Origin of the sequence: Pseudoalteromonas sp. MMG013, assembly GCF_018100885.1 — a bacterium.
Classification (GTDB): domain Bacteria; phylum Pseudomonadota; class Gammaproteobacteria; order Enterobacterales; family Alteromonadaceae; genus Pseudoalteromonas; species Pseudoalteromonas aurantia.
In genome coordinates this window covers 136,805-160,882 of the sequence record NZ_JAGJEE010000009.1, presented here as the reverse complement: position 1 = coordinate 160,882, position 24,078 = coordinate 136,805, and the positions used below count along the sequence as shown (strand labels likewise).

Genomic DNA, 24,078 nt, shown 5'->3' with positions numbered 1-24,078 from the left:
GCAGGGGGCTGAACATAAATTTTCAATATTTAATAATTGGTTAGGCAATATTTGAAGGAAGCGGTTGTTGGGAGCAGCAGTGTTTACAAATGTAGAGCTTGTTTTAGAAGAATTAGAGCGAATTGGTGCTTCATTAAGCGTCAAAAATGGAAATTTAGTCGGTAAACTGCCAAAAAGTGGGGTGAGTGCCCAATTAAAACAGGCTATTTCAGCACATAAGATGGAGTTGTTGAAAAGGTTGAGCAAACCCACCGGCATACTATCGGTTTTGGAGCCAGGAGTCGTTGTTCAGGACAGTGTAATCTCTTATACACAACAGAGATTTTTGATGTTGGCTTCTTTGGGGGCGCATAAAAGTAGTAATATGCCGTTAGGTATTGTTGAACTTGTCGGCAAGCTTAACACGCCTATTCTTCGCAGAGCTTTATTCGAATTAGTTGTTCGTCATCAGGTGTTGGCCTCTCAATTTAAGCAAGTTGATGGTAACTACAGTGTTAGCTACAACACGGACTTTGCGGCACCTATGAGTGAAATCGATCTTACTCAAGAGCCGCAATTGTTGAATAAAGTATTGGAGCGAGAAAAGGCAAGAACCTTTGAACTAAGCCAATCTCCACTGTTCCACCTAAGCGTTGTACGATTGGGTGAGTTAGAGCACACTTTGGTGCTTGCGATGCATCACATTGTTACAGACGGTTGGTCTACTCAGATCTTTATTGAAGACTTGCTTAAAATCTACAATGCTTTGCTACATGACCATCAGCCGCAGCTGACGACTCTAACATATCAATACAAGGATTATGCGCTGGCGCAGCAAAAATGGTTGAAAACAGCCGCTGCGAATGAAGCTGCTGAGTATTGGCAGACACAGCTTAAGGACTACCAAGGCGCGATACAGTTTCCTGAGCATGCCACCTATTCCTCTGGCGATAATTGTTACGTCAAATCCTTTATTCCAGCTTTAAAATCTCAAAGGATTAAGCAGTACTGTAACTTGCATAAGCTATCTCCGTTCGCATTACTGTTCGCTGTATTTAAAGTTGTTTTATATAAATACACGGGCCAGTCAGATATTGTTGCTGGGACCCCAGCATCTGGTCGTGATGATAGTCACCTTCAGCAGCTTGTTGGTTGTTTTATCAACCACTTAGCGATCCGTAGTCAGATTAGACCTAAGAACACAATGAGATCATTTATCGCATCTCTTAGTGAAGCGACTGGACGCGCTTCTAAGTATCAACATTTCCCATTTGAATATGTAATGGAAGCAACTAACATCCCAAGAAGAAACGATTCTCAGCCTATATTTAATGTGTATTTCAATTACCAAAATGAGTTTCGAGATGTATTCTCAATGGCTGATGCCAAAGTGAGTGCTGTATCAGTTCAGCGCGGTGAACCGAGCTTCGATCTCACATTCTATGTTCACAATGCTGGAGATAATTACGAGTTAAGCTGTACATTTAAAAAACAGGTGATGGGCGATGTATTTGTAAGCTCTTTACTGACGAGCTTCCAAAATGCGTTAGAACAGGTACTTGAAAACGATCTATTGCCTATCTCTAAAGTAAGTATGGGTAACCCTGTAAAACTTGTCTCTAAAGCGACCAGCCAACAGCCAGTGACAGCGGCCGATAATGTACTATGTGATATTTTTTCTCAGGCGCATCTGGCTTCTTCAAACCCTGCGATTGTATCCGATAATACGGTGTTAAGTTATGCAACGCTGTTTGGGTACGTTAAGTACTACGCTAAATTGCTTCAGAATTTGCCCACACAACCGGTCGCTATTATTGGCAAGCGTAGTCCCTTGACTGTTATTGCAATGCTGGCTGCATTATTGGCGAAACGCCAATTTGTATTGATATCTGAAGAACGCCCTGTGGCACAAATCGACACTATTCTGGCGATGGGTGATGTCGTGTGTATATTAAATACAGGTCAAAGCAAGTCGTGGGGCAAAGAGGAGATGGCTTGCTATACATTAGCCTTAAACTCTGAACATGCACAAATGGGTTCCTCGATCCCTGACACCTTGTTCCAGTGGGAAGTGAATGAACTAGACAGCGCCTACTTGAGTATAACCAGTGGCAGTACTGGTTCTCCTAAACTGGTGATGTCTAATTCAACATACTGGCATCGTGCTTTATCAAACTTTAATATTGATTATCAGTTAGATAGTGGTGATAGAGGAGGGATGCTTTCAGGCATTGGACATGATCCGTTGCACAGAGATGTGCTGATGACATTATGTCGAGGCGCTTCACTTTGTATCCCTAACGAGCAACAGTTCTCGGCGACTTACTGTGGAAACTGGTTACAAGAGCACTCGGTACAAGTTTTAAACTTAACACCATCTTTCGCACGGTTTTTACTTGCAGACAATACAATTTCACTGCCAAAAGTTAAGTTGGTACTTTTCTGTGGCGAACCTTTACCTCGTGAATTGCTAGAAAAAGTTCGGCAAGTTATGCCAAATGCACGGTTTGTTAGCATGTATGGTGCGACGGAAACTCAACAGGCACTCAGTGTATTTGAGTTAAAAGAGCAAAGAGGTTTATCGACTCGGCGAGTGGCGATTGGGGCGTATACAACTCAAGGGCATATTGAAATACGCGATGAGTCTAACCTGCTATGCACTGCTAATCAGCTTGGAGAAATTACCTTTGTGGGTAATGCGTTGGCACAGGGCTACATTACGGAGCAAGGTTTCCAGCCATTCATGGAGTCAGGCGGTTTACGTACTTATCGGACTGGGGATCTAGGTGTGATTTGCCCTGACGGAATCTTACACTTTATAGCAAGACGAGATAGGCAGGTAAAAGTTAACGGATATCGCATTGAACCTTCGGAGATCGAACATGTACTGTTAGCGCACCCTGTGGTCAAGGAATCGCGCGTCGTTGCACTTGAACAAAATGGCCTGACTGTTTTACATGTATTTATTATCAGCACTGCGGATATCGATGATGGTGATATCCGAGCCCACTTAACCCTTAAATTGGCGCACTACCAACAGCCAGCCCACATTCATAAATTACCGCACTGGCCAATTAATGCGCACAACAAAATCGACCAAAATGCATTGCTGGCGCTGTGTGAGAATGTAGCTGAGCAGCGACTTGCTGGCGTACCACCAAGCACAGATCTGCAACACGAATTACACGCGATACTGGCATCAACATTACAACTGGGCAAAGTGTATATGGATGATAACTTTTTACAGTTAGGGGGTAACTCCATTCAAGCTGCAAAAGTGCTTTCTCAGATCAGGCTTAAGTATGCAGTGCAGCTCAATTTAAGTGAGTTCTTTAACAATGCGACGCTGCGTCAGTTAGATACATTGGTGAGTCTTGCGCTAACAAATCAAAAGACAGAAAACGAGAAGCCGGTTAAAAAGGAGCTTTTGATATGAATCTTGAAGCATTATTGGATTACTGTGACGTGCACGGTATTACTTTATCCATTGAGCAAGAACAGTTAAAAGTAGAAGCAGAAGAAGCGCAGTACACTGAACAATTTATATCTACATTAAGAACTCACAAGCAAGCATTGCTGAGTCATTTACGCGAGCAAGAGACGGCATTGGAACGCGCACCTATCACAATGTTACAGCAGCGGATATGGTTACTTGAAGAATTGACCGAGCTTGGCTCTGCATATAAGCAAACGAAAGGATATCGATTTGATAACGCAATTTCTATATCAGTACTTCAGCAGGCTTTAGCTACGACGGTCAAACAGCACCCAATACTGTCGCTTGCTTTTGAACGAAAAAATGCGCGAATAGAGCAATTTATTACCCACCAATGTCCTGATATTGACTCGTTGATTTGCAGCACCCCAGACGAACTAGAACAGGTGGTCTGTTCATATTTATCTCAGCCAGTTGAGCTACAAAATGATACCCCCATGCGTGTTGGACTGGTGTCAATGAACACAGGAGAAAGCATACTTTTGCTGAGCATTCATCACATTATCTGTGATGGTATTTCATTGTCTTTGGTGTTACGAGCGTTGTTGAAAAACTATTTGGCTATTGAGCAAGGGGCACACCTTTCAATAGCCTCAGAATCACATTTTCTTCAATTTGCTCGGGACGAGTCAGCACAGTTTATGACTGAGCAACTTGAACATTCGAAACAGCATTGGAAAAAGCGTTTATCTGAATTACCTCAATTACATGAACTGCATACACACAGCCCAAGAGTACCTGATGCCCACAACATTGGTGCTGTTGTCAGCGTGCGTATCAAGGCGCCATTACATGCGCAAATAAACGCTTTTTGTCAGAGTAATGCCTGCTCGGTATTTAACCTAATGCAAGCAGTTTTTGCGGTCGTGATTGGGCGATACTCAAATAGTGATGACATTGTATTTGGTGTGCCAGTTAGTTTGCGTCACCAAGGAGACTACCAAGAATCGGTTGGACTGTTTTTAAATACGCTCGTTGTTAGAAATCAGATTGACGAATCTCTGAGTTTGCAACAGTGGGTAGCACAGTGTAAAGAGCGCTTTCTGTTAGATTCACAACACCATGTGTCGCTTGAACTACTGCTTGAAGAGCTGAATATTGGTAGAAACAGAACTTATAACCCTCTGTTTCAAATTATGCTCACAGTGCAGCAAGCTCAACAACAGCTTATACCTTCGCAACTTGGTGGCATGCAGGAACTAGAGCTTGCACAACAGCAAAAGGCTAAATTAGATTTAACGCTTAATGTGTTGACTGGTCAAAATGATAGTGACATGCGCTGGGAATATAACACGAGTCTGTTTTGTGATAAGCAAATAGAAGCGATTGCGCATAGCATGTTGCAGCTGTTGGATGCGGCAACTTGCCACTCTACCAAACCTTTAGCTAGCTTAAGTCACCTCAGTGATGCGCAGACGCAAAATTTGAAGCTGTGGAATGATACGAGCCATCAGTGGCAAAAAAACACGGCTTGTATTCATCATACAATAGAGTACCAAGCAGCCCAAACCGCTCACAATATAGCGTTGAAAATGAGCGACTCAGCGATTAGTTACCAAGAGCTCAATGTTAGCGCAAACAAGTTGGCTCGATATATGAGTCATCAACAGCAAATGGTCGGACAATTTGTTGCTGTTTTTATGGATCGCTCAATTGACTTGGTTATTTCACTGTTCAGCTGTTTAAAAGCGGGGGCAGCCTATATTCCGTTAGACCCAAGTTACCCTCTAAGTCGCATTGACTACATGTTGACACATAGCCAGCCGAGCAAGGTGCTGTGTAGTCGAAAAACGATAGACATGCTACCTGAGCAGTTTAAAACAAAAGCGGTTGTGGTGGATGAGTTATTAAGCTCTGTACTGTTCGATAAATACAGCGGTGATAATCTGGCTGACTGTCAGGTGGACAGTTCTAGCTTGGCGTACATGATTTACACATCGGGGTCGACTGGACAGCCAAAGGGTGTGATGGTGGAACACCGAGGGCCAGTTAATTTATTTAATCATCTAGACAGGCTTGTTAGTAGAACAAGTAATGAACAAGAAACTTGGCTTGCTGCGACCAGTACTAGTTTTGATATCTCTGTATTAGAGCTGTTTTGGAGCCTCAGTCGTGGCGCAAAGGTTGTCATTCAGCCTGAACGAATAAAAAAAGTGATGGCGCCTGTGGGTGATAAAGAAATTACTTTTAGCTTGAGTTTCTTTTCGTCAAATGCAGAAGTTGCAAATCCATACCAGCTACTTTTTGCTTCGACTGAGTTTGCGGATAAGCATGGTTTTGAAGCCGTTTGGTTGCCAGAGCGACACTTTCACCAATTTGGAGGGGGATTTCCTAACCCAGCCGTCGTTGGCGCGGCCGTGGCGGGGCGCACTGAACACCTACAAATTAGGGCGGGTAGTGTTGTATTACCGTTACATGATCCGATCCGTGTCGCAGAAGAATGGGCTGTTTTAGACAATATCTCTAACGGTCGAGTGGGGATGTCCATTGCACCAGGCTGGCATCCCAATGATTTTGTATTGGTACCCAGTAATTACGAAGATAGAAGAACAGCCAATAACACGGCGCTTGAACAAATTAGGCAGCTTTGGCGAGGGGAGCCACTTGAGCGAGAAAATGGGTTAGGACAAACCGTTTCGGTTAATATATACCCGAAGTTACAACAGGCGGAAATGCCAATTTGGCTGACCGTTGCCAAAAGTAAAGACGCATTTGCTTATGCTGGCGAGCATGGTTTTCATGTGTTAACGCACTTACTTGGTCAAAGTTTCGAAGAGTTGGCAGAAAAAGTAACGATATATCGCCAAGCCAGAGAGAAAGCTGGATTAGACTCGAATGCTGGAAAAGTGACGTTGATGGTCCATACGTTTGTCAACGATGACCAAGCGTTAATCGCACAACAAGTCGCCCCCGCATTTAGGGAGTATTTGCGTACCTCCGTAGATTTACTTAAGTCAGTTACACAGTCATCTGGACTGGACTTAGATAATCCAGAGCACCTAGAGCAAATACTGGATGCGGCGTTCAAACGGTATTTTGGTGAATATAGCTTGATAGGTAGTATTGAAGACAGCTTAAATACGTTGGCTCGCATTCACCAAGCTGGTATAGATGAGCTTGCGTGCTTGATTGACTTTGGTGTCGATGAATCGACTGTTGTTGATGGACTGGAAAATATTTGCCAATTACAACGACACTTCAAACGCATGCAGGCTCAGCAAAAGTACCTGAGCAGCAATGCGTTAGCTGTAAGTGTATCAGAGCTTATCGATACACACGGGGTGACACACTTACAAATGACCCCATCGCACATAAAGGAACTGCTCAAAGAACAACGCAGTCGCCAAGCTTTGAGTAACATCACATGTTGCCTAGTAGGGGGAGAAGCTATTCCAGAGCAAGTATCCCAAGCGCTCAAAGCGATAATACCTGAAGGTTGCTTTAACGTTTACGGTCCGACAGAAACGAGTATTTGGTCAGCAATTAAACCCATCGCCGCTGACAACAAAATTGGTGGACCTATTGCTAATACACAGTTTTTTATTCTCACCAGTCATATGCAACCAAACTACATTTACGCACCGGGTGAGCTTTATATCTCAGGTGATGGACTAGCGCGTGGCTATTATAAAGATATAGAGAAAACGAATTTAGCGTTTAAGGATATTAGCCTTCATGGCGAAGTTCAAAGGGTTTATCGAACCGGAGACTTGGCTAGCTGGAATCCAGATGGCACCCTAAATTACCTTGGTCGTAATGATACTCAGACCAAAGTGAGAGGGTTTCGCGTTGAGCTAGAAGAGATTGAAGCCAAGTTGATAGCGTGTTCTGAAGTGATAGATGCTGCAGTCGCCGTACAACATGATGCGCAGCAACAGGCATTTTTGGCGGCTTATATTGTCACCCATCATGCAGATCATACTGAGCTTCAAGAAATACTAAAAAGTAAGTTATCCCGACAATTAGCTGACTTCATGGTACCAACCGCTTATATGGTGCTAGATACTCTGCCGCTTACCCCAAATGGCAAACTGGCTCGTAATCTATTACCACATATCTCGTTAGAGCATAACCAAGCGCCATATCGTGCGCCAAGAAATGACATAGAGCGCAAACTGGCAGATATATGGGCTGAACTGTTTGCGCTGGATCGCGTGAGCCTTGATGACAACTTCTTTGCATTGGGTGGGCATTCTTTGCTGGCAACAAGAGTACAACAAAGAGTTGAGTCTGATCTCGATGTTTCTTTATCTTTGCGTCAATTGTTTGAAACAGAAACGCTAGAACAGCTCGCGAAATTAGTCACTAGCGCACACACCAAAGTTGATGAGCGTATTATTCGACATCCAGAAAATGAAATCGGAGCTCTGTCTTTTGGGCAGCAACGGATCTGGTTTATTGAACAGTTGTACGCGAACAACTCTCACTATAATGAATTTATTGTTTTAACGTTAGAGGGTGAATTAGTGCATCAAGCACTGCAGTGGAGCCTCTCTGAGGTCATTGAACGACACCATATTTTGCGAACCGTTTATAAAAATGATGCTCATGGAAGTGGCACACAAGTGGTATTGGACGAGTTTGAATTTAACGTACCCATTCATGTATTGGATGAAAGCAAAGATCTACAGCAGCAAATAAACACGTTAATCCATCGCGAAGCGAATCGTCACTTTGATTTATCAAAGGATGTGTTACTACGAGCGCAGTTGATTGCATTGCCAAATGATCACTATGTATTTTTATTGTGTACTCACCATATTGCGTCGGATGGGTGGTCTAGAAGTGTATTACTTAAAGACTTTTCAGATTTTTATCAATATGCTTTATATGGCAAAGCAAAGCCTGAACCACTTGAAATCCAATTTGCTGATTATGCTCTGTGGCAGAGCAGTGACACACAGCAGCAGCTTTTGAATTCGCAACTTGATTACTGGCTGGAACAGCTACAAGGCTTACCAACAGTGCATCAATTTCCACTGGACCATACACGACCTAAACAGCAAAGCTTTGCTGGAGCTAAGTTATCACAGCAGCTTAGTTTAGAGTTAAGTGACAATGTATTTTCGATTGCAAGAGAATTTCAAACAAGCCCATTTGTGATCATGCAAAGTGCCTTGGCTTTATTAATTGCTACGTATAGCCAGCAAGAAGAAGTCGTTATGGGCACAGTTGTGGCGAACAGGCAAAGTGAACAACTTACCGCGCTAATAGGTAACTTTGTTAACAACTTAGTGTTGCGTACATTTGTTTCGCCAAATGACACTTTTGCTGAGTTTGTAGAGCAGTGTAAAGGAGTACATGCCGGTGCCATGGATAATCAGTCATTGCCATTTGAGCTACTGGTTGAAAAGCTTAATCCGACACGCTCACAGCAGCATCATGCTTTGTTCCAAATTGCCTTTATTTATCATAACTACCAACATGAAAGCTTTGATATTCCTGATCTGAAAATTGGATCTTATGAGCACGACGAAGTGTTTTCTAAGTTTGATATTCAACTGAGTGCCTTTGATAAGGATGGTTGTATTCACCTGACTTGGGAGTACAACACAGACCTCTTTTATGCGGACACAATGCAGCAAGTAGCTGACAACTTTGCGTCGTTAATATCGGCTTTGCGTCAATCAGCTCAACTGCAAATGGGTCAGTTAGAGATACTGTCAAATGCACAAACTACTTACCTCAAAGCACTTGGTCTAGGTGAGTTTGAAAGCACGCAAGGCAGCCAGCTAGTACATCAGCAATTTGAACATTATGCAGCGGAGCACAGTGATGCTCCAGCGGTGTTTTTTGCTCAACAGCAACTGACCTACGGGCAGCTCAATGCGCGTGCAAATCAGGTCGCCAACTATTTAATTACGCAGTGTGGTGTTAAGCCAGATACATTGGTTGGACTGTGCGTAGAGCGTTCGATAGATATGGTTGTTGGTATGCTGGGGATTTTAAAAGCAGGAGGAGCGTATGTTCCGCTTGACCCATCTTATCCCAAAGAGCGTTTGGCATTTATGCTGCAAGACTCACAAATCTCTCATGTGTTGGTGAGTTCAGAGGTTAATGCCAAAGAGATAGTAACGACCCATCACACAATTTGTGTGGATGATATAAGCCAGACATACCCAAGCGATAGACCACAGGTGAATGAGCTAACGACAAACAATCTAGCTTATGTCTTGTATACGTCGGGCTCAACAGGAAAACCCAAAGGTGTGATGGTAGAGCACAGTTCGGTGTGCAACTTCATTGATAGTATGAAGCAGAGTTTCCCGATAGGGCCATCGGATAGAGTACTGGGCTTGACGTCAATGAACTTTGATATTCACGTTTTAGAGCTTTATTTGAGCTTGTCTACGGGTAGTGCCTTGGTGTTGGCAAACGAGGAGCAGCAAAGAGCCCCAGAGCAGCTAGCGACATTATTGTTAAAGCATGAAGTGAGTTTAATGCAGGCGACCCCGAGCAGTTGGAAGATGCTACTTGATGCGGGATGGCAAAGTAGCCAGGTGCTGACGATGTTAAGTGGTGGTGAAGCGTTACCACAAGAATTACTTAAGCGACTCTATGCACATTGCCCAGCGGGTAGAGTGTTTAATATGTATGGTCCGACGGAGAGCACGGTATGGTCGAGCATGGGAGAGCTCAAGGCAGGGGAGTGTCATTTAGGACGACCCATAGCCAATACCCAGCTACTGGTATTGGACAGCCAGCAACGGCTGTTACCGCAAGGTGCAATAGGAGAGTTATATATAAGTGGAGCGGGGCTTGCGAGAGGATATCTTGGTCAAAGAGAGCTGACCCAATCGCGTTTTGTAGCGAATCCTTATTATGAGCCGGGTAAGTCTTGGAGTTCAGCACGTTTGTATAAGACAGGGGACCTAGTGCGTTATAACTTGCAAGGTCAACTGGAGTTTAAAGGGCGAAGTGATGAGCAAGTGAAAATACATGGTCACAGAATAGAGCTTGCAGAGATAGAAACCCAGTTAGCGGCACTAGAGGCAGTGAGTTCAGCGGTTGTTATTGCGGCTCAGGTGCATGGTAACAATCAGTTGGTGGGCTATGTGCAACCGGCAGAGCCAGCGGTGGTGGGGGATGAGTCAGTATATGTAGCTCAGTTAAAGGCGCAGTTAAGTCGTGTGTTACCAAATTATATGGTGCCAAATATTTTACTACTCCAACAGCAGTGGCCAAAGACCCCGAATGGCAAGATAGATAAAAAGGCGCTCCCTACACCCAATGTAGGGGGATCACAAAGCCAATACGTCGCACCAGAGTCTGACAGCGAAGTGCGTTTAGTTTCAATCTTGGCTTCGTTACTGATGATTGATGAAAGTAAAGTGAGTGTTACTGCAAGCTTCTTTGCATTGGGTGGGCATTCACTGCTTGCCATTAAACTTATCACAGCCGTTAATTCAGCATTTGACGTTGAGCTAAAGCTTGAGCAGATTTTCACCTTAGGTAACGGTCGAGCGATTGCAAAACATATTGATGGTTTACAGCATCAAGAAGGGCTACAGCTTGCTGATAATTATGAACTGAATGATGAAGAAGTTGAATTTAACATATGATACTAGATGAATTATTTGCCAAGTTAAAAAAGTGTAATATCAGGCTTGCGCTAAATGATGATCAATCGCTCAAAGTGGTTGGAGACAGGTCTTTACTAACACCTGAACTATTAAGTGAAATCAAACAAAATAAGATGGATCTGATTACTTGGTTACAGCAAGACAAGGAACAGGCACCAATAAAACCGGTGCTAAAAGACAATAAAGGATGTTCAACATCATTTTCACAGCAGCGATTATGGCTTATCGATAACCTACAAGGTGGCTCGACTGAGTACAATATGCCTTTGGTGTTTAAGATGCATGGGCAGATTGATACTGCACTGATTAAGAAAGTGTTTGAGGCCATAATCGAACGCCATGAAATATTGCGAACTGTGTACTTCGAACAAAATGGGTTAGTAATACAGCAAATCCGTTCGATGTCTGACATTGACTTTGAGTTAACTGTTCAGGATCTCAGTGATCAATGCTCAGACTATGAAGATGGACAACTCAAAGAACGTGTCTTTAGAGACATTCAGGCACCCTTTAATTTAGCCGAGGACTTGATGTTGCGCATCGGCTATTACAGTGTGTCATCTGATACCGGCATATTGACATTAAGCATGCACCATATTGCATCAGATGGTTGGTCGATGGAGGTTTTAAGTAAAGAGTTTTTCACTCTATACCAGGCATATGCAAATGGGCTACCAAACCCTTTGCCTGCGCTAGCGCTTCAATACTCAGATTTTGCTCTGTGGCAACGTAAACATTTAGGCACCAATGCGCTTGAAAAACAAATCGCTTATTGGCAAACCAGTTTACAAGGCGCACCGTCATTACACAGCTTACCGTTACGTGCGAATAGGCCTGAAAAAGCACGGCACCGTGGTGCGTTGGTGTTTCAGTCATTGCCAGCAGAACAGGTCGTGAAATTACGAGATGTTGCACAGTTGTATGAAGTGACACCATTTATGCTATTACATAGTGCATTAGCGCTCACGCTGTCTAAATTTAGCCATTCTCAAGACATTGTTATTGGTACACCTATTGCTAATCGAATGCAGTCAACACTGCATGATCTGATCGGATTTTTTGCCAACACACTTGCATTTAGAGTGAGCACAGCACATGACACGCTAGAGGCGTACCTACAGCATATCAAGCAGGTGCATTTAGGCGCACAAGTCAATCAAGATGTGCCATTTGAACAATTGGTAGACAAGTTGGTATCTGAGCGCAGTACCGCATACAGCCCTCTATTTCAAATATTAATGACGATGAACTCTGATTTTGGTTTGGGTCAAACCAACTTTACAGAGTCTGTGTCTTTATCAGGTATGACTGTTACGCCATTCCATACGAAGCAGGTACAGGCCAAGTTTGATTTGAGCATTAACTTTGCTCTCAAAGACAGCGGCCTAAACATTAACTTTATATATAATAAAGACTTATTCTGTCCTGATTTTATTGAGCAGATAAGCAAATACTTGAGTAACACCATCAAACAACTTTGTGCCGTAGCGACTCAACACCCTGCAATGGAGTTGGTTGGTGGCTTATCTCAATTGGATAAACAGGCGCTGTTGTCCGATAACAATGGCGAGCAATTGGGTAATGTTAGCCAGCTAGTACATCAGCAATTTGAACATTATGCAGCGGAGCACAGTGATGCTCCAGCGGTGTTTTTTGCTCAACAGCAACTGACCTACGGGCAGCTCAATGCGCGTGCAAATCAGGTCGCCAACTATTTAATTACGCAGTGTGGTGTTAAGCCAGATACATTGGTTGGACTGTGCGTAGAGCGTTCGATAGATATGGTTGTTGGTATGCTGGGGATTTTAAAAGCAGGAGGAGCGTATGTTCCGCTTGACCCATCTTATCCCAAAGAGCGTTTGGCATTTATGCTGCAAGACTCACAAATCTCTCATGTGTTGGTGAGTTCAGAGGTTAATGCCAAAGAGATAGTAACGACCCATCACACAATTTGTGTGGATGATATAAGCCAGACATACCCAAGCGATAGACCACAGGTGAATGAGCTAACGACAAACAATCTAGCTTATGTCTTGTATACGTCGGGCTCAACAGGAAAACCCAAAGGTGTGATGGTAGAGCACAGTTCGGTGTGCAACTTCATTGATAGTATGAAGCAGAGTTTCCCGATAGGGCCATCGGATAGAGTACTGGGCTTGACGTCAATGAACTTTGATATTCACGTTTTAGAGCTTTATTTGAGCTTGTCTACGGGTAGTGCCTTGGTGTTGGCAAACGAGGAGCAGCAAAGAGCCCCAGAGCAGCTAGCGACATTATTGTTAAAGCATGAAGTGAGTTTAATGCAGGCGACCCCGAGCAGTTGGAAGATGCTACTTGATGCGGGATGGCAAAGTAGCCAGGTGCTGACGATGTTAAGTGGTGGTGAAGCGTTACCACAAGAATTACTTAAGCGACTCTATGCACATTGCCCAGCGGGTAGAGTGTTTAATATGTATGGTCCGACGGAGAGCACGGTATGGTCGAGCATGGGAGAGCTCAAGGCAGGGGAGTGTCATTTAGGACGACCCATAGCCAATACCCAGCTACTGGTATTGGACAGCCAGCAACGGCTGTTACCGCAAGGTGCAATAGGAGAGTTATATATAAGTGGAGCGGGGCTTGCGAGAGGATATCTTGGTCAAAGAGAGCTGACCCAATCGCGTTTTGTAGCGAATCCTTATTATGAGCCGGGTAAGTCTTGGAGTTCAGCACGTTTGTATAAGACAGGGGACCTAGTGCGTTATAACTTGCAAGGTCAACTGGAGTTTAAAGGGCGAAGTGATGAGCAAGTGAAAATACATGGTCACAGAATAGAGCTTGCAGAGATAGAAACCCAGTTAGCGGCACTAGAGGCAGTGAGTTCAGCGGTTGTTATTGCGGCTCAGGTGCATGGTAACAATCAGTTGGTGGGCTATGTGCAACCGGCAGAGCCAGCGGTGGTGGGGGATGAGTCAGTATATGTAGCTCAGTTAAAGGCGCAGTTAAGTCGTGTGTTACCAAATTATATGGTGCCAAATATTTTACTACTCCAACAGCAGTGGCCAAAGACCCCGAATGGCAAGATAGATAAAAAGGCGCTCCCTACACATAATGCAGGGGGATCACAAAGACAATACGTCGCACCAGAGTCTGACAGCGAGATCAAGTTAGCTGCAATTTGGCAAGACGTTTTGGGTGTAAGCAAGATAAGTAAAGAAGATAATTTTTTTGCTCTTGGGGGCAATTCAATTATGGCGGTACAAGTATCTTCCAAGCTTAAAGCGTTAGGCTTGGAGTTGGTTGTGGCAGATATGTTCCAACACCCTCGACTTTTAGACATGGCTAAGGCGTTGGATGAGTCGATACAATCAGAAGAACACATTGAAGAAAACATTTTAATTTAGGCGCTGGGTAAGCATTTGGCTTGTAGGTTATTAAATTAAGTCTGTGATGAAGTAGACAGTAAAAGGTACAAATATGGAAAATTACTACGATCTAAGCTGTCTAGGTAGCGAATACCTAGAGTTTATAAAAAATAACAAAGAGTGTCAGTTACCTATTGATTATTCAACGGTAAAAATGTCTGAGCATTTAAAAAACTACCATGTACCACTGCAATCAGTGCCCATCTTGATGGACAAAGAACTTGCAGATGAGTTTGCACAGGCGAGTAAGAAAGTGCTGGAGCTCGTTTCTTATATTCCCGAGCGGATCTTTGGCTATGATGCGGAAAAATTGAAGTCTTTTTATGGTTACAAAAGAGATGACATAGTACAGGCATGCGCCGCTTCTAATGGGTTTTATAAGCCGGCAATCGCCAGAAATGATTTCATATTGACCAACACAGGTTTAAAGGCGCTGGAACTCAACTGCTCAACGACACTGGGTGGCTGGAACCTACCGTTCTTTTTTAGTATGTATCGTAATGAACTGCCGGTTAGCCGTTTCTTTGAACAACATGCTGATGAATATGAATTTGCAGTTAGAAATACGATTAGATGCTTCGCACGTTTTATTGCAGATGAAGTTACGAAGTATGCTCATCAACTGGGTATCGATGGACACTTTAATATGGCAATGGTTGGCAATGAACAGCTGACTGACGTGGCAAAACAAAGAGAAAAGTTAGTATTCAGTGTCTTTGAGGAGGAAGTTGCCAAGAAAGGATTAACTGGGAAAATAATTCCAGTTATTAATGAGTTAACCCCGCTCAACCTTGAAGGTGATGTGCTGTATGCAGGAGAGCATCGCGTTCATGTCGTCATCACAACAAACGCAAAGAATGTGTGTTCTGAGTTACTCCACGCATTTTCTAACAACAACCTTATTTGGCCTGATAACCCGTTATGTTTTGCTTATAACAATAAGTTGAATTTTGCCTTGCTTCACGAGTACAAAAACAGTGTGCATTTTAGTGACGCCGAGCGCGAAGCGATAGACAAATATATTCCTCTATGCTGGGAGCTTAAGAACGCAAATATCGATGTTGACGGCCAGTCAGTTCCGATGAGTGAGTATTTGCGTTCAGAAAAAGACAATCTAGTTATCAAAGATGCAACAGGTAAGCAAGGAGATGATGTATTCATCGGGCGAACAATGACCGACGAACAGTGGATAGCTGCTATAGATACTGCGTTGCAACAAAAGAGTTGGCTTGTTCAAAAGTTTTGTGAATCTGTCCCTTTCACGGCGCAATCTGGCGATTGTGGCCTCAAAGACTATGACATCATACTAGGCACCTTTACCTTAGGTGACGGATATGGTGGCACGCAAAGTCGTATGAAAGAAAAAGGTAACTCGGATGGCGTAATTAATGCTGCTAAAGGAGCTAAAGAAGGCATGATCATCGAAGTGTCAAAGCGTTAAACAAAACTGAATAGTTAAAGATTTTAGTTCGGAACAGAATAAGAGGCAGTAACAAATGTACGTGGACTTTACAAATACACCTTATCTTGAAAGCAGCAAGGTATTAGCACACGCAAAGCGCTTAAATTGGCGAACGGAAGTGTTGATTGCAAGAAACCGCAAATTTTTCGAAGGCAAACGTGTTCTGGATTTAGCATCGCATGATGGCCGCTTTTCATATTCCGCATTGCAGTGCGGTGCGAGTTATGTCAAAGGTGTTGAAGGTCGTCAAGAAGCGGTAGATGAAGCATTTAGCAATATGGAAAAAATGCAAATTGACAGAAGTAAGTATGACTTTGAGCAATGTGATCTCACCGCATTCCTAAGAACGGTGGAACCTGGCGAGTTCGATGTTATTTTGTGTTTTGGCGTATTTTCTCATTTAGTGTCGCAGTTTGAAGTGTTGGCAGAAGTAAAACGAATTCAACCATCTTTGTTTATTTTAGACACATGGGTTGCTCGTGAACCAATGTTTAAGAACTTTAGAAATAAAATGGTTAACTATATCGTTAATCGTTCTATTGACTCAGTTCAATTGAACAATAGGCAAACAGGGAAATGGAATATCTTCAACCATTTAAGAAAAATCGTTAAACAACCTTCTGGCTCAATCGTACTGCTATATGAAGACCCTAATGCGCCGGGGGCCACCATTGACAAGAGTGGTTTGATGGCTTGGGCAACCAACGATGCGCTGCGAATGATGTTTAGTCATTTTGACTTCAATGCAACAGAGGTTGATTGGCATCAGCAAGGGGTGGACGACTGGCGCCAACTTACTGATTACAAAAATGCGAAACGAGTATCGTGGTTGCTACAGCCAAGTAATACAAAGTAGTACTAAAAAGGAGCTTTTTAAATTTAAAAAGCTCTATTCACAATCTCTTAAATTAGACTCTGATAAAAATAGGATTTTGTAGTGCACAAAGAAGAATTTGGCATCTTCTCATTTCTAGAGTATTTAGCTTCCAAAAAAGTAAAACTTGAGAATAGAGACCAGAATATCTCTATCACAGCGCCACAGGGCGCTTTGACGCAAGAAGATATTGCATATTTTAAGCAACACAAAGACACACTGTTGCTTGTGCTGGAGGAGCATTCCTTTGACCAAGTATTGTCTCGTCGGGATGTCCAACCTGTAAGTATTCCATTGACGGAATTACAGAAATCTTTAGCTGGATCATCAACGGTAATAGGGGGCTCGGCTTTTCATCAGTTGAGTTTCACTGTTCATAAAACTCAAGTTGACCAAGTTGAAAAAACGTATTACACGCTTGTGGAGCAGTATGCGATTTTAAGAGCGTACCTAAGTCAAAGTGCACAGGGCGAACATTTGCTACAAGTTGGCGCTCAGTTAGCAAACGAACCACTTCCTAAGCTGTCAGGGATAACACAAGAGAATCTACTTGATTTAGTGCGTTTTGATACGTCAAATATCAAGGTGTGCTGTGCACTTTGGCAACCTGTCGATGAACAGCACGTTGAATTTGTTTTGGCATTACATGGGTTAATTGCAGACACAAGCACTGTGTCGTTGATAGCTGAGCAATTTCTAAATTGCTCAGCTACAGTACACCCTTTATCTAAAACCAGCTTGGCGAGCATTTGGCCGAGTTACTTCTCAGAGCAGCTGCAAAACAGCAGTGCACCGTTACTCAATGCGCCTAATGACAATGTTGTATCTGGTTACTGCTTTTCAGAGCAAATTAGTACTGGCTTGTCTTTTGCTACGCTTAAACAGCTCGCTGACAAAGCTAATACAACAAGTGAAATGGTTTTATCTGCATTAGTTGAGAGTACTTTGGTAAGCGGCCTAGATAATAAGAACGTTGCTTTAGTATGCCGTTCGGGACTGCGAGATTTAATTACTCAAGGGGTTGATGTAAGCAATGACATTGCGGGTGTGGAGCTTGGGTACCTTTGGCAGATAAATGCACAGGAAAGATCACCTGTATGGCAGACTTTAAAGCACCTCAAACTTGATGCTCATGACAAAGCTAACCGCGATCGTAGTGTTTTCGGTGGGGCATGTCCTCATGAGAATGCGCTGGCTGTGGTGGTCAGTTACTTAGAGTGTGCGCCCAAGTTTTCTGATCAAATACAACTAAGGCACATCAGCCCGTCAGTGGTGGCGGACGTTGCACACAATATCAAGAATAAGGTACATGTGTCTGCATTTTGTGGTAATGATGAGCTAGTCCTCGCGCTACATGCGTCAGAAAAAGACGCGCTTACCAAGCTGGTTTCAGCATTCAAATCTGAGTTTCTCAATCAAGCGCAGAGTCTTTGTGCAAATTATAATAAAGCAATTTTAGCGAGTGATACCAATGCAGAACTATCCGAAGATCAGCTAGAGCGTCTTGTAACTCTTTATCCACAAATGGAGTCGGTGCACCGTATAACGCCATTACAACATGGTATTTATTTTGAAAGTTTAATTAATCGCTCTGCATATGTCAGTGTAGGCTCAATCAATATGACTGGTGATGTTGATATAGAGCGGTTACATTCTGCTTATCAGCATGTTGTTCAATGTGCTAGTGCATTGAGAACTGTGTTCACTGACATCAATAGTGAAGTCATACATCAAGTTGTATTGAGCAAAGTAGTCAGTGGTTTTGAATATGTAGATTTGTCCGTAACTGATGAACCGCATACGCATATCTCGCAACATATTGAACAGCATAAAGCGCTAGATTTAAACTCAGGTCCATTGACGAAGTTGTCGGTATTTAAGTTGGATGATGAACACTACCATGTTGCGTTTATTGCTCACCACATTGTTTTAGATGGGTGGAGTCAACGACTGTTTATGGACCAGTTATGGGATAATTATTTTAACAAAGGCAAAGGATTAGCAGAGCGAGAAATTCCAGCAAAGGTTTATTCTAAGTGGTTGAGCGAAAAACCATTAGATGATTCCAAGCGTTATTGGCAAGACCAAGTAGGCGGGTTTAATACCCCTACAAGTTTGAATATTGAGTTACCAATAGAGGTCCAGAGTAAAGCAAGAGAGCAGGTTACGTTAAGCTTAGACGGGCAGCAATCGAGCCAGCTTTATACTGCTGCAAAGTCAATGAGTGTGACGCCAAACGCTTTATTAAGTGCGTGTTGGAGTTATTTACTACATCGTTACAGTGGTGATAGTAAAGTGGTATTCGGTACTGTCGTGGCAGGGCGACCAGCGGAAGTTGAAGGAATTGAGAACATGCTGGGCATGTTCATGAATACACTACCTATCGTTAGCAAAATCCCAAATGAAGGGAGCATGGCGCAATGGGTTGTAGCGCTGCAAGGGCAACAAGCTGAGCGAGAGCGGCATAGCAGCTTGCCAATACAAGAGGTCACAAAGTTAAGCGGTGTGACCAATGGGGTCGCGCTATTTAACACGCTCTTGGTCGTACAAAATATGCCTAGTTCACAGGCTGGAGCAAGTGAAGATAAATCACTGACATTGAGTGACTTCCAGATGGAGGAGTCAAGTCATTATCCAATCTCTTTGGATATCGTGACCAGCGATAATATTCATATGTACTTTAAGTATGACTCTGGCCGCTACGCTCATGAAGACCTGAACAAGCTGGCGAATATTTATCGTCAGCTGCTACTAGATGTAACGGCTAATCCTCACATTATGCTCAATGAAATTGATATTCTGTCAGAGGCCGACAAGCAGCTACAAAGTGAATGGGCAAAACAAAATACCCTAGATTTACCAGCGCTGTGTCCTCATGACATTATTTCGCGCACGAGTGCGCAATATGCAGATAAAGTGGCACTGATCTGTGAACAAGAAAAAGTAACTTATGCTCAACTAGAGAGCTATTCAAACCGACTGGCAAACCATTTACAACAGTACATAAGTGGGCCTGACGAGGGGCTCATCGCATTGGTTATGCCTAGGGGGATCCCTCTGGTCCTGAGTATATTAGCCACTTGGAAACTGGGCAAAGGGTATGTTCCTGTGGACCCTGAACTGCCTGCACAGCGAATTGCTTCTATGTTGGAAGATGCGCAGGTTGAATTAGTCGTCAGTGCAGTAGAGTGGGAAAGCTTAGCGGTTGAATGGCAAGGTCAGGTTACGCCTTTTAATGAATCTATTTTAATAGACGAGACTATCAGCGCAAAGAAGATTGATAAAACGGTATCTGTGGATAGCTTAAGCTATGTGATCTTTACTTCTGGTTCGACGGGTAAGCCAAAGGGAGCGCAGGTTGAGCATATTGGTGCATTGAACCATATGCTAAACAAAGTAGAAGATCTGCGTATGAATACGCAATCACGTCTGGTGCAAAATGCCTCTCAAAACTTCGATATTTCCGTTTGGCAAATGTTCTGTCCTCTCTTGGTCGGTGGGACAACCTACATTTACACACAAGACAAAGTACTGGATATTGACAGATTCGTTGACTCTTTACAGACTGACAAGATTTCAATTTTAGAAGTTGTGCCATCTTATTTAGGGTTGTTATTGGATCAACTAGAAGCTCGTGACATCAAAGCGCTCCCTACATTGGAATTTTTGATGGTGACAGGTGAAACACTAGATGCTTTTTTATTGAAGAAATGGTTTGGGAAGTTTAGCCATATTCCAGTGTTCAATGCGTATGGCCCAACAGAGGCTTCTGATGATATTACGCATCATTTAGCGACTGCTGAAAACCTCACCGATACAGTACCGATTGGTAAAACGCTGAAGAATTTTGATATTTACATTGTTGACCCTGCTATGAGGGTGGTGCCTCATGGCGTGAAAGGTGAAATTGTTGTCTCTGGTGTGGGCGTAGGTCGTGGGTATATTAATAATCCCGAAAAAACAGCGGCTGCATTTATGACGAGTCCTTTTGTGGACCATTATAAGCAGCGTTTATACAAAACGGGTGACATTGGTCGTTACGCAAAAGATGGCACGATTGAGTTCTTCGGTCGAAAAGATAAGCAAGTGAAGATACATGGTTATCGTATTGAACTGGAAGAAATAGAGAAGCATTTAAAGCTGTTATCGGGAATAAAAAATGCGGTCGTGCTAGATGTCAATCAGCCCGAAAAAGGGACGATACTGGTGGCTCACCTTGAATCTAATGAAGAGTTGGATAACAAGGCTATTTTGTCTCAGTTACGCAGAGTGTTACCATTTTATATGATCCCAAATGTTGTGATGACACATAAACAACTCCCACTGAACAAAAGCGGTAAGTTAGATAGACCAAAGCTGTTAGCTATGGATATTTCCTTGGTGATGAGTGACAGTAAAGTTAAACCTTCAACACCAACACAAATTAAATTAGCGGAAGTCTGGCAAGAAGTGCTCAAAGAGCAAGAGCTGGGGGTCAATGATAATTACTTTGCATTGGGGGGAGACTCGTTTAAAGCGATTCAAATTGCTGCTAAGTTTGGTGGCGGTTTGTCGGTTGTTAACATTTATGATTACCCAACAATCGAATCGTTGGCAGAGTTTGTTGATGAAAATAGCGATAAGCTTGCTCAACAAACACTCCAGAAGCTAACAAAATACACCAACAAACCCAAGCTTACGGTGATCGGTATCTCCAATTCTGGTGGTGATGCCATTAGCTTTAAAGATGTCGCAAGTGCGCTAGATAATAAAGAAGTAGACATCGAACTATATGGACTGCGTTTACCTCGTGATAAGGCACCCGATGATGCGGCGATGATGGAGGCTATTAATAGTCTCACAGAACAGGCCGTTGAGTTTGTTAAAGAACACATCAACACGCCAATTTTGGTATTTGGTCAGTGTAATGGCTCTGCAATGGCTATCTCTATTACATATGCTCTGCAAAATGCCAACCTTCCCATTACTGGGCTGATGGTGGGCGGGGCATTGCAACGAGTTAAAATGACACCACGGGATACACGAAGTGATACTGAAGTTGTTGATTTCTTAAACAGTATGGGCGCACCGCTACCTGAAGACCCTGCGGAATTAAATTTCTTTTTGAAGGATTTCAAATACGACACTTATTTAGCTCAAGTGTTTTATAACAATCAGCTTGTGGCAATCAGAAATGGACAGTTATCTAAACTCCCATTGCCGTTATATTGCGTTACGGGTACACATGACCATCTGACTAAAGGGTATCAACACAAGTTTAAACATTGGTTGCAAATAAGCGCTGAAGTGATGCTTGTGGAGTATCCAGATGTGGGTCACTATTTATTGAGAGATTGCCCTGACGAGTTAGCATCGACTATATGTCAAATATACAGTGAGACTTTGCGCGCTAGTGACTCAAGTCAATCATTGTCTTTGATTGAAAAATTACGATTAAAGATGGCGATATAGGAGTGACCATGCAAAGAATTGCTTTCAGTCATATCCCCCGCACAGGGGGCACGACGTTTGGGCATATATTACGTAGTTTGTATGACCCAAACAATGTGTTTGACTTTTACATTGAAAAGGGTCAGCAAACCGCGACTCAACAACTGGAAACTTTTGTTTCGTTGAGCGAGCAAGATAAAGCTGATATTCACTTGATCACTGGGCATTTTCCGTATGGCTTTGACCCTTCGATCCAAGACGTACCACATATCACTTTCTTAAGAGATCCGGTGGAGCGTTTGATCTCTTATTACTTTTATATTATGACGCTGGAAAACCATTATCTGCATGATTGGTTGGTAAGTAATAAGGTGAGCATTAGAGAGTTTCTTACGTCTAATGCGTCTGCGGAGTTAGATAACTGCCAGGTGAGAATGCTGTGTGGGCAATCCTTTAATACAGCCAATGAAGTGGTTACTAAGGAGCACCTAGAGGCAGCACAATATAACTTAGCGCATCGTTTTGCTGCTTTTGGTATTACCGAACAGTTTGACGCATCATTACTATATATTTGCCAAACAATGAATTGGCCTATTACTTATTATCAACGCAAGAATACCGCGACCAATAAATTTAAGTTTGATGGATTAGAGCCACAAACACGACAACAGGTAGAAGAAAGAAACTGTTTTGATATAGAGCTATATCAGTTTGCCTGTGAACTGTTTCAGCGACGAAATGCCGAAGCAGGGCATGACCTTAAACTTGAAAAGTTCACCGCTCGCAATGAAGCATTACATGCGGCCAGCGCATTCAAACAACTATTTTTAAACCTTATATACAAAGTTACCCCTTTATAATTGCTAGGAGAACATATGCAGTACCTGTCACATCAGGATTTAACAAACTTGGAAGTTAACTGGAACCTATTGATCGATAAAGTGAGTGATGCTTGCGAGGCGATATACCAAGAAGATTATTGTCAGCCGATCAAGCCTTATGTTACTTTTGAAAATAGCCCCAACCGTATCATCGCGATGCCAGCACACTTGGGTGGAGAAGTTGATCTTGCGGGTATTAAATGGATAGCGAGTTTCCCTGGAAACTTAGAATTAGGAATACCAAGGGCGCAATCAGTCACTATTTTGAATGATACCAAGACAGGTGTGCCAAAGAGTATTATCAACTCGTCGTTAGTTAGCGCGATGCGCACTGCTGCGGTAACTGGGTTGGTGATCAGAGAATATTTTGAAGCAAAGCCACATCGCCAACAGTGGGATATCAGCATACTTGGATTTGGCGTGATAGCACAACATCACCTTGCGATGATCTCAGCTTTGTTTGCAGACAAAGTGAGCAGCATTAGGATTTATGACCCAAGAGGGGTGGATATTGCGTCAGTTCCACAGAATCTAGCCAGCCGAGTAAACGCTGTGAGTAGTTGGGAAGAAGCTTTTGCTGATGCCGATATGATAATTACAGCGACCACTTCTGCTAAAGGGTATATGCACGGTAAAGCAAAACCTGGGTCACTTCATTTGAACGTATCTTTACGAGATTATGATGCACAGTTTAGAGGGCAGGTTAATTGTATGTTGGTGGATAAATGGGAAGAGATTTGTCGCCAAAACACCGACGTGGAATACATGTATAAAGCTGGGCTATTAAATAAAGAAGAAACCACTAGCTTGGCAGAGCTTGTGTGTAGCAAAGTTTTTAGCACTATTAATGATGATGATGTGGTTATGTTGAACCCGATGGGTATGGCTGTGTTTGATATAGCGACGGGCTACTACGTATGTGAAGCTTCAAAACAACAAGGAATAGGGACGATTTTGTCCTAAATATGT

8 protein-coding genes are annotated in these 24,078 nt (G+C 43.0%); all 8 read left to right on the top strand.

The annotated features are described in order from the left end of the window. Positions 1 to 79 precede the first annotated feature (79 nt). The 8 genes from J8L98_RS11080 (at position 80) to J8L98_RS11045 (ending at position 24,072) form a co-directional block, all read left to right on the top strand. Positions 80 to 3,415, top strand: coding sequence for a condensation domain-containing protein (locus tag J8L98_RS11080; protein WP_210996464.1), 3,336 nt, complete (start codon positions 80 to 82; stop codon positions 3,413 to 3,415). Further along, on the top strand, positions 3,412 to 11,037 hold the full coding sequence (locus J8L98_RS11075) for a non-ribosomal peptide synthetase (protein WP_210996463.1): 7,626 nt from the start codon (positions 3,412 to 3,414) through the stop codon (positions 11,035 to 11,037). Before J8L98_RS11080 ends, J8L98_RS11075 begins: the two co-directional genes overlap by 4 nt. Further along, entirely contained in the window at positions 11,034 to 14,441 is a 3,408-nt protein-coding gene (locus tag J8L98_RS11070; protein ID WP_210996462.1) for a non-ribosomal peptide synthetase, read from the top strand. Before J8L98_RS11075 ends, J8L98_RS11070 begins: the two co-directional genes overlap by 4 nt. 73 nt (positions 14,442 to 14,514) lie before the next feature. Further along, positions 14,515 to 15,903, top strand: a complete 1,389-nt coding sequence (locus J8L98_RS11065; protein WP_210996461.1) for a hypothetical protein — start codon at positions 14,515 to 14,517, stop codon at positions 15,901 to 15,903. A gap of 61 nt (positions 15,904 to 15,964) precedes the next feature. Beyond that, positions 15,965 to 16,780: a methyltransferase domain-containing protein gene (locus J8L98_RS11060; protein ID WP_210996460.1), complete on the top strand. Its 816-nt coding sequence runs from the start codon at positions 15,965 to 15,967 to the stop codon at positions 16,778 to 16,780. A gap of 81 nt (positions 16,781 to 16,861) precedes the next feature. After that, positions 16,862 to 22,249, top strand: a complete 5,388-nt coding sequence (locus J8L98_RS11055; RefSeq protein WP_210996459.1) for a non-ribosomal peptide synthetase — start codon at positions 16,862 to 16,864, stop codon at positions 22,247 to 22,249. Between the two features lie 8 nt (positions 22,250 to 22,257). Next, positions 22,258 to 23,088 carry a sulfotransferase family 2 domain-containing protein gene (locus J8L98_RS11050; protein ID WP_210996458.1) on the top strand — a complete coding sequence of 277 codons (831 nt, stop codon included), beginning with the start codon at positions 22,258 to 22,260 and terminating at the stop codon, positions 23,086 to 23,088. 15 nt (positions 23,089 to 23,103) lie between these two features. Continuing rightward, the gene (locus J8L98_RS11045) at positions 23,104 to 24,072 is read left to right on the top strand and encodes a hypothetical protein (protein WP_210996457.1); all 969 of its coding nucleotides are present in this window, start codon (positions 23,104 to 23,106) and stop codon (positions 24,070 to 24,072) included. Positions 24,073 to 24,078: the final 6 nt, after the last annotated feature.

Coding starts and splice junctions, on each gene's coding strand:
- J8L98_RS11045 (WP_210996457.1), top strand. CDS start 23,104: ATGCAGTACCTGTCACATCAGGATTTAACAAACTTGGAAGTTAACTGG.
- J8L98_RS11075 (WP_210996463.1), top strand. CDS start 3,412: ATGAATCTTGAAGCATTATTGGATTACTGTGACGTGCACGGTATTACT.
- J8L98_RS11065 (WP_210996461.1), top strand. CDS start 14,515: ATGGAAAATTACTACGATCTAAGCTGTCTAGGTAGCGAATACCTAGAG.
- J8L98_RS11070 (WP_210996462.1), top strand. CDS start 11,034: ATGATACTAGATGAATTATTTGCCAAGTTAAAAAAGTGTAATATCAGG.
- J8L98_RS11050 (WP_210996458.1), top strand. CDS start 22,258: ATGCAAAGAATTGCTTTCAGTCATATCCCCCGCACAGGGGGCACGACG.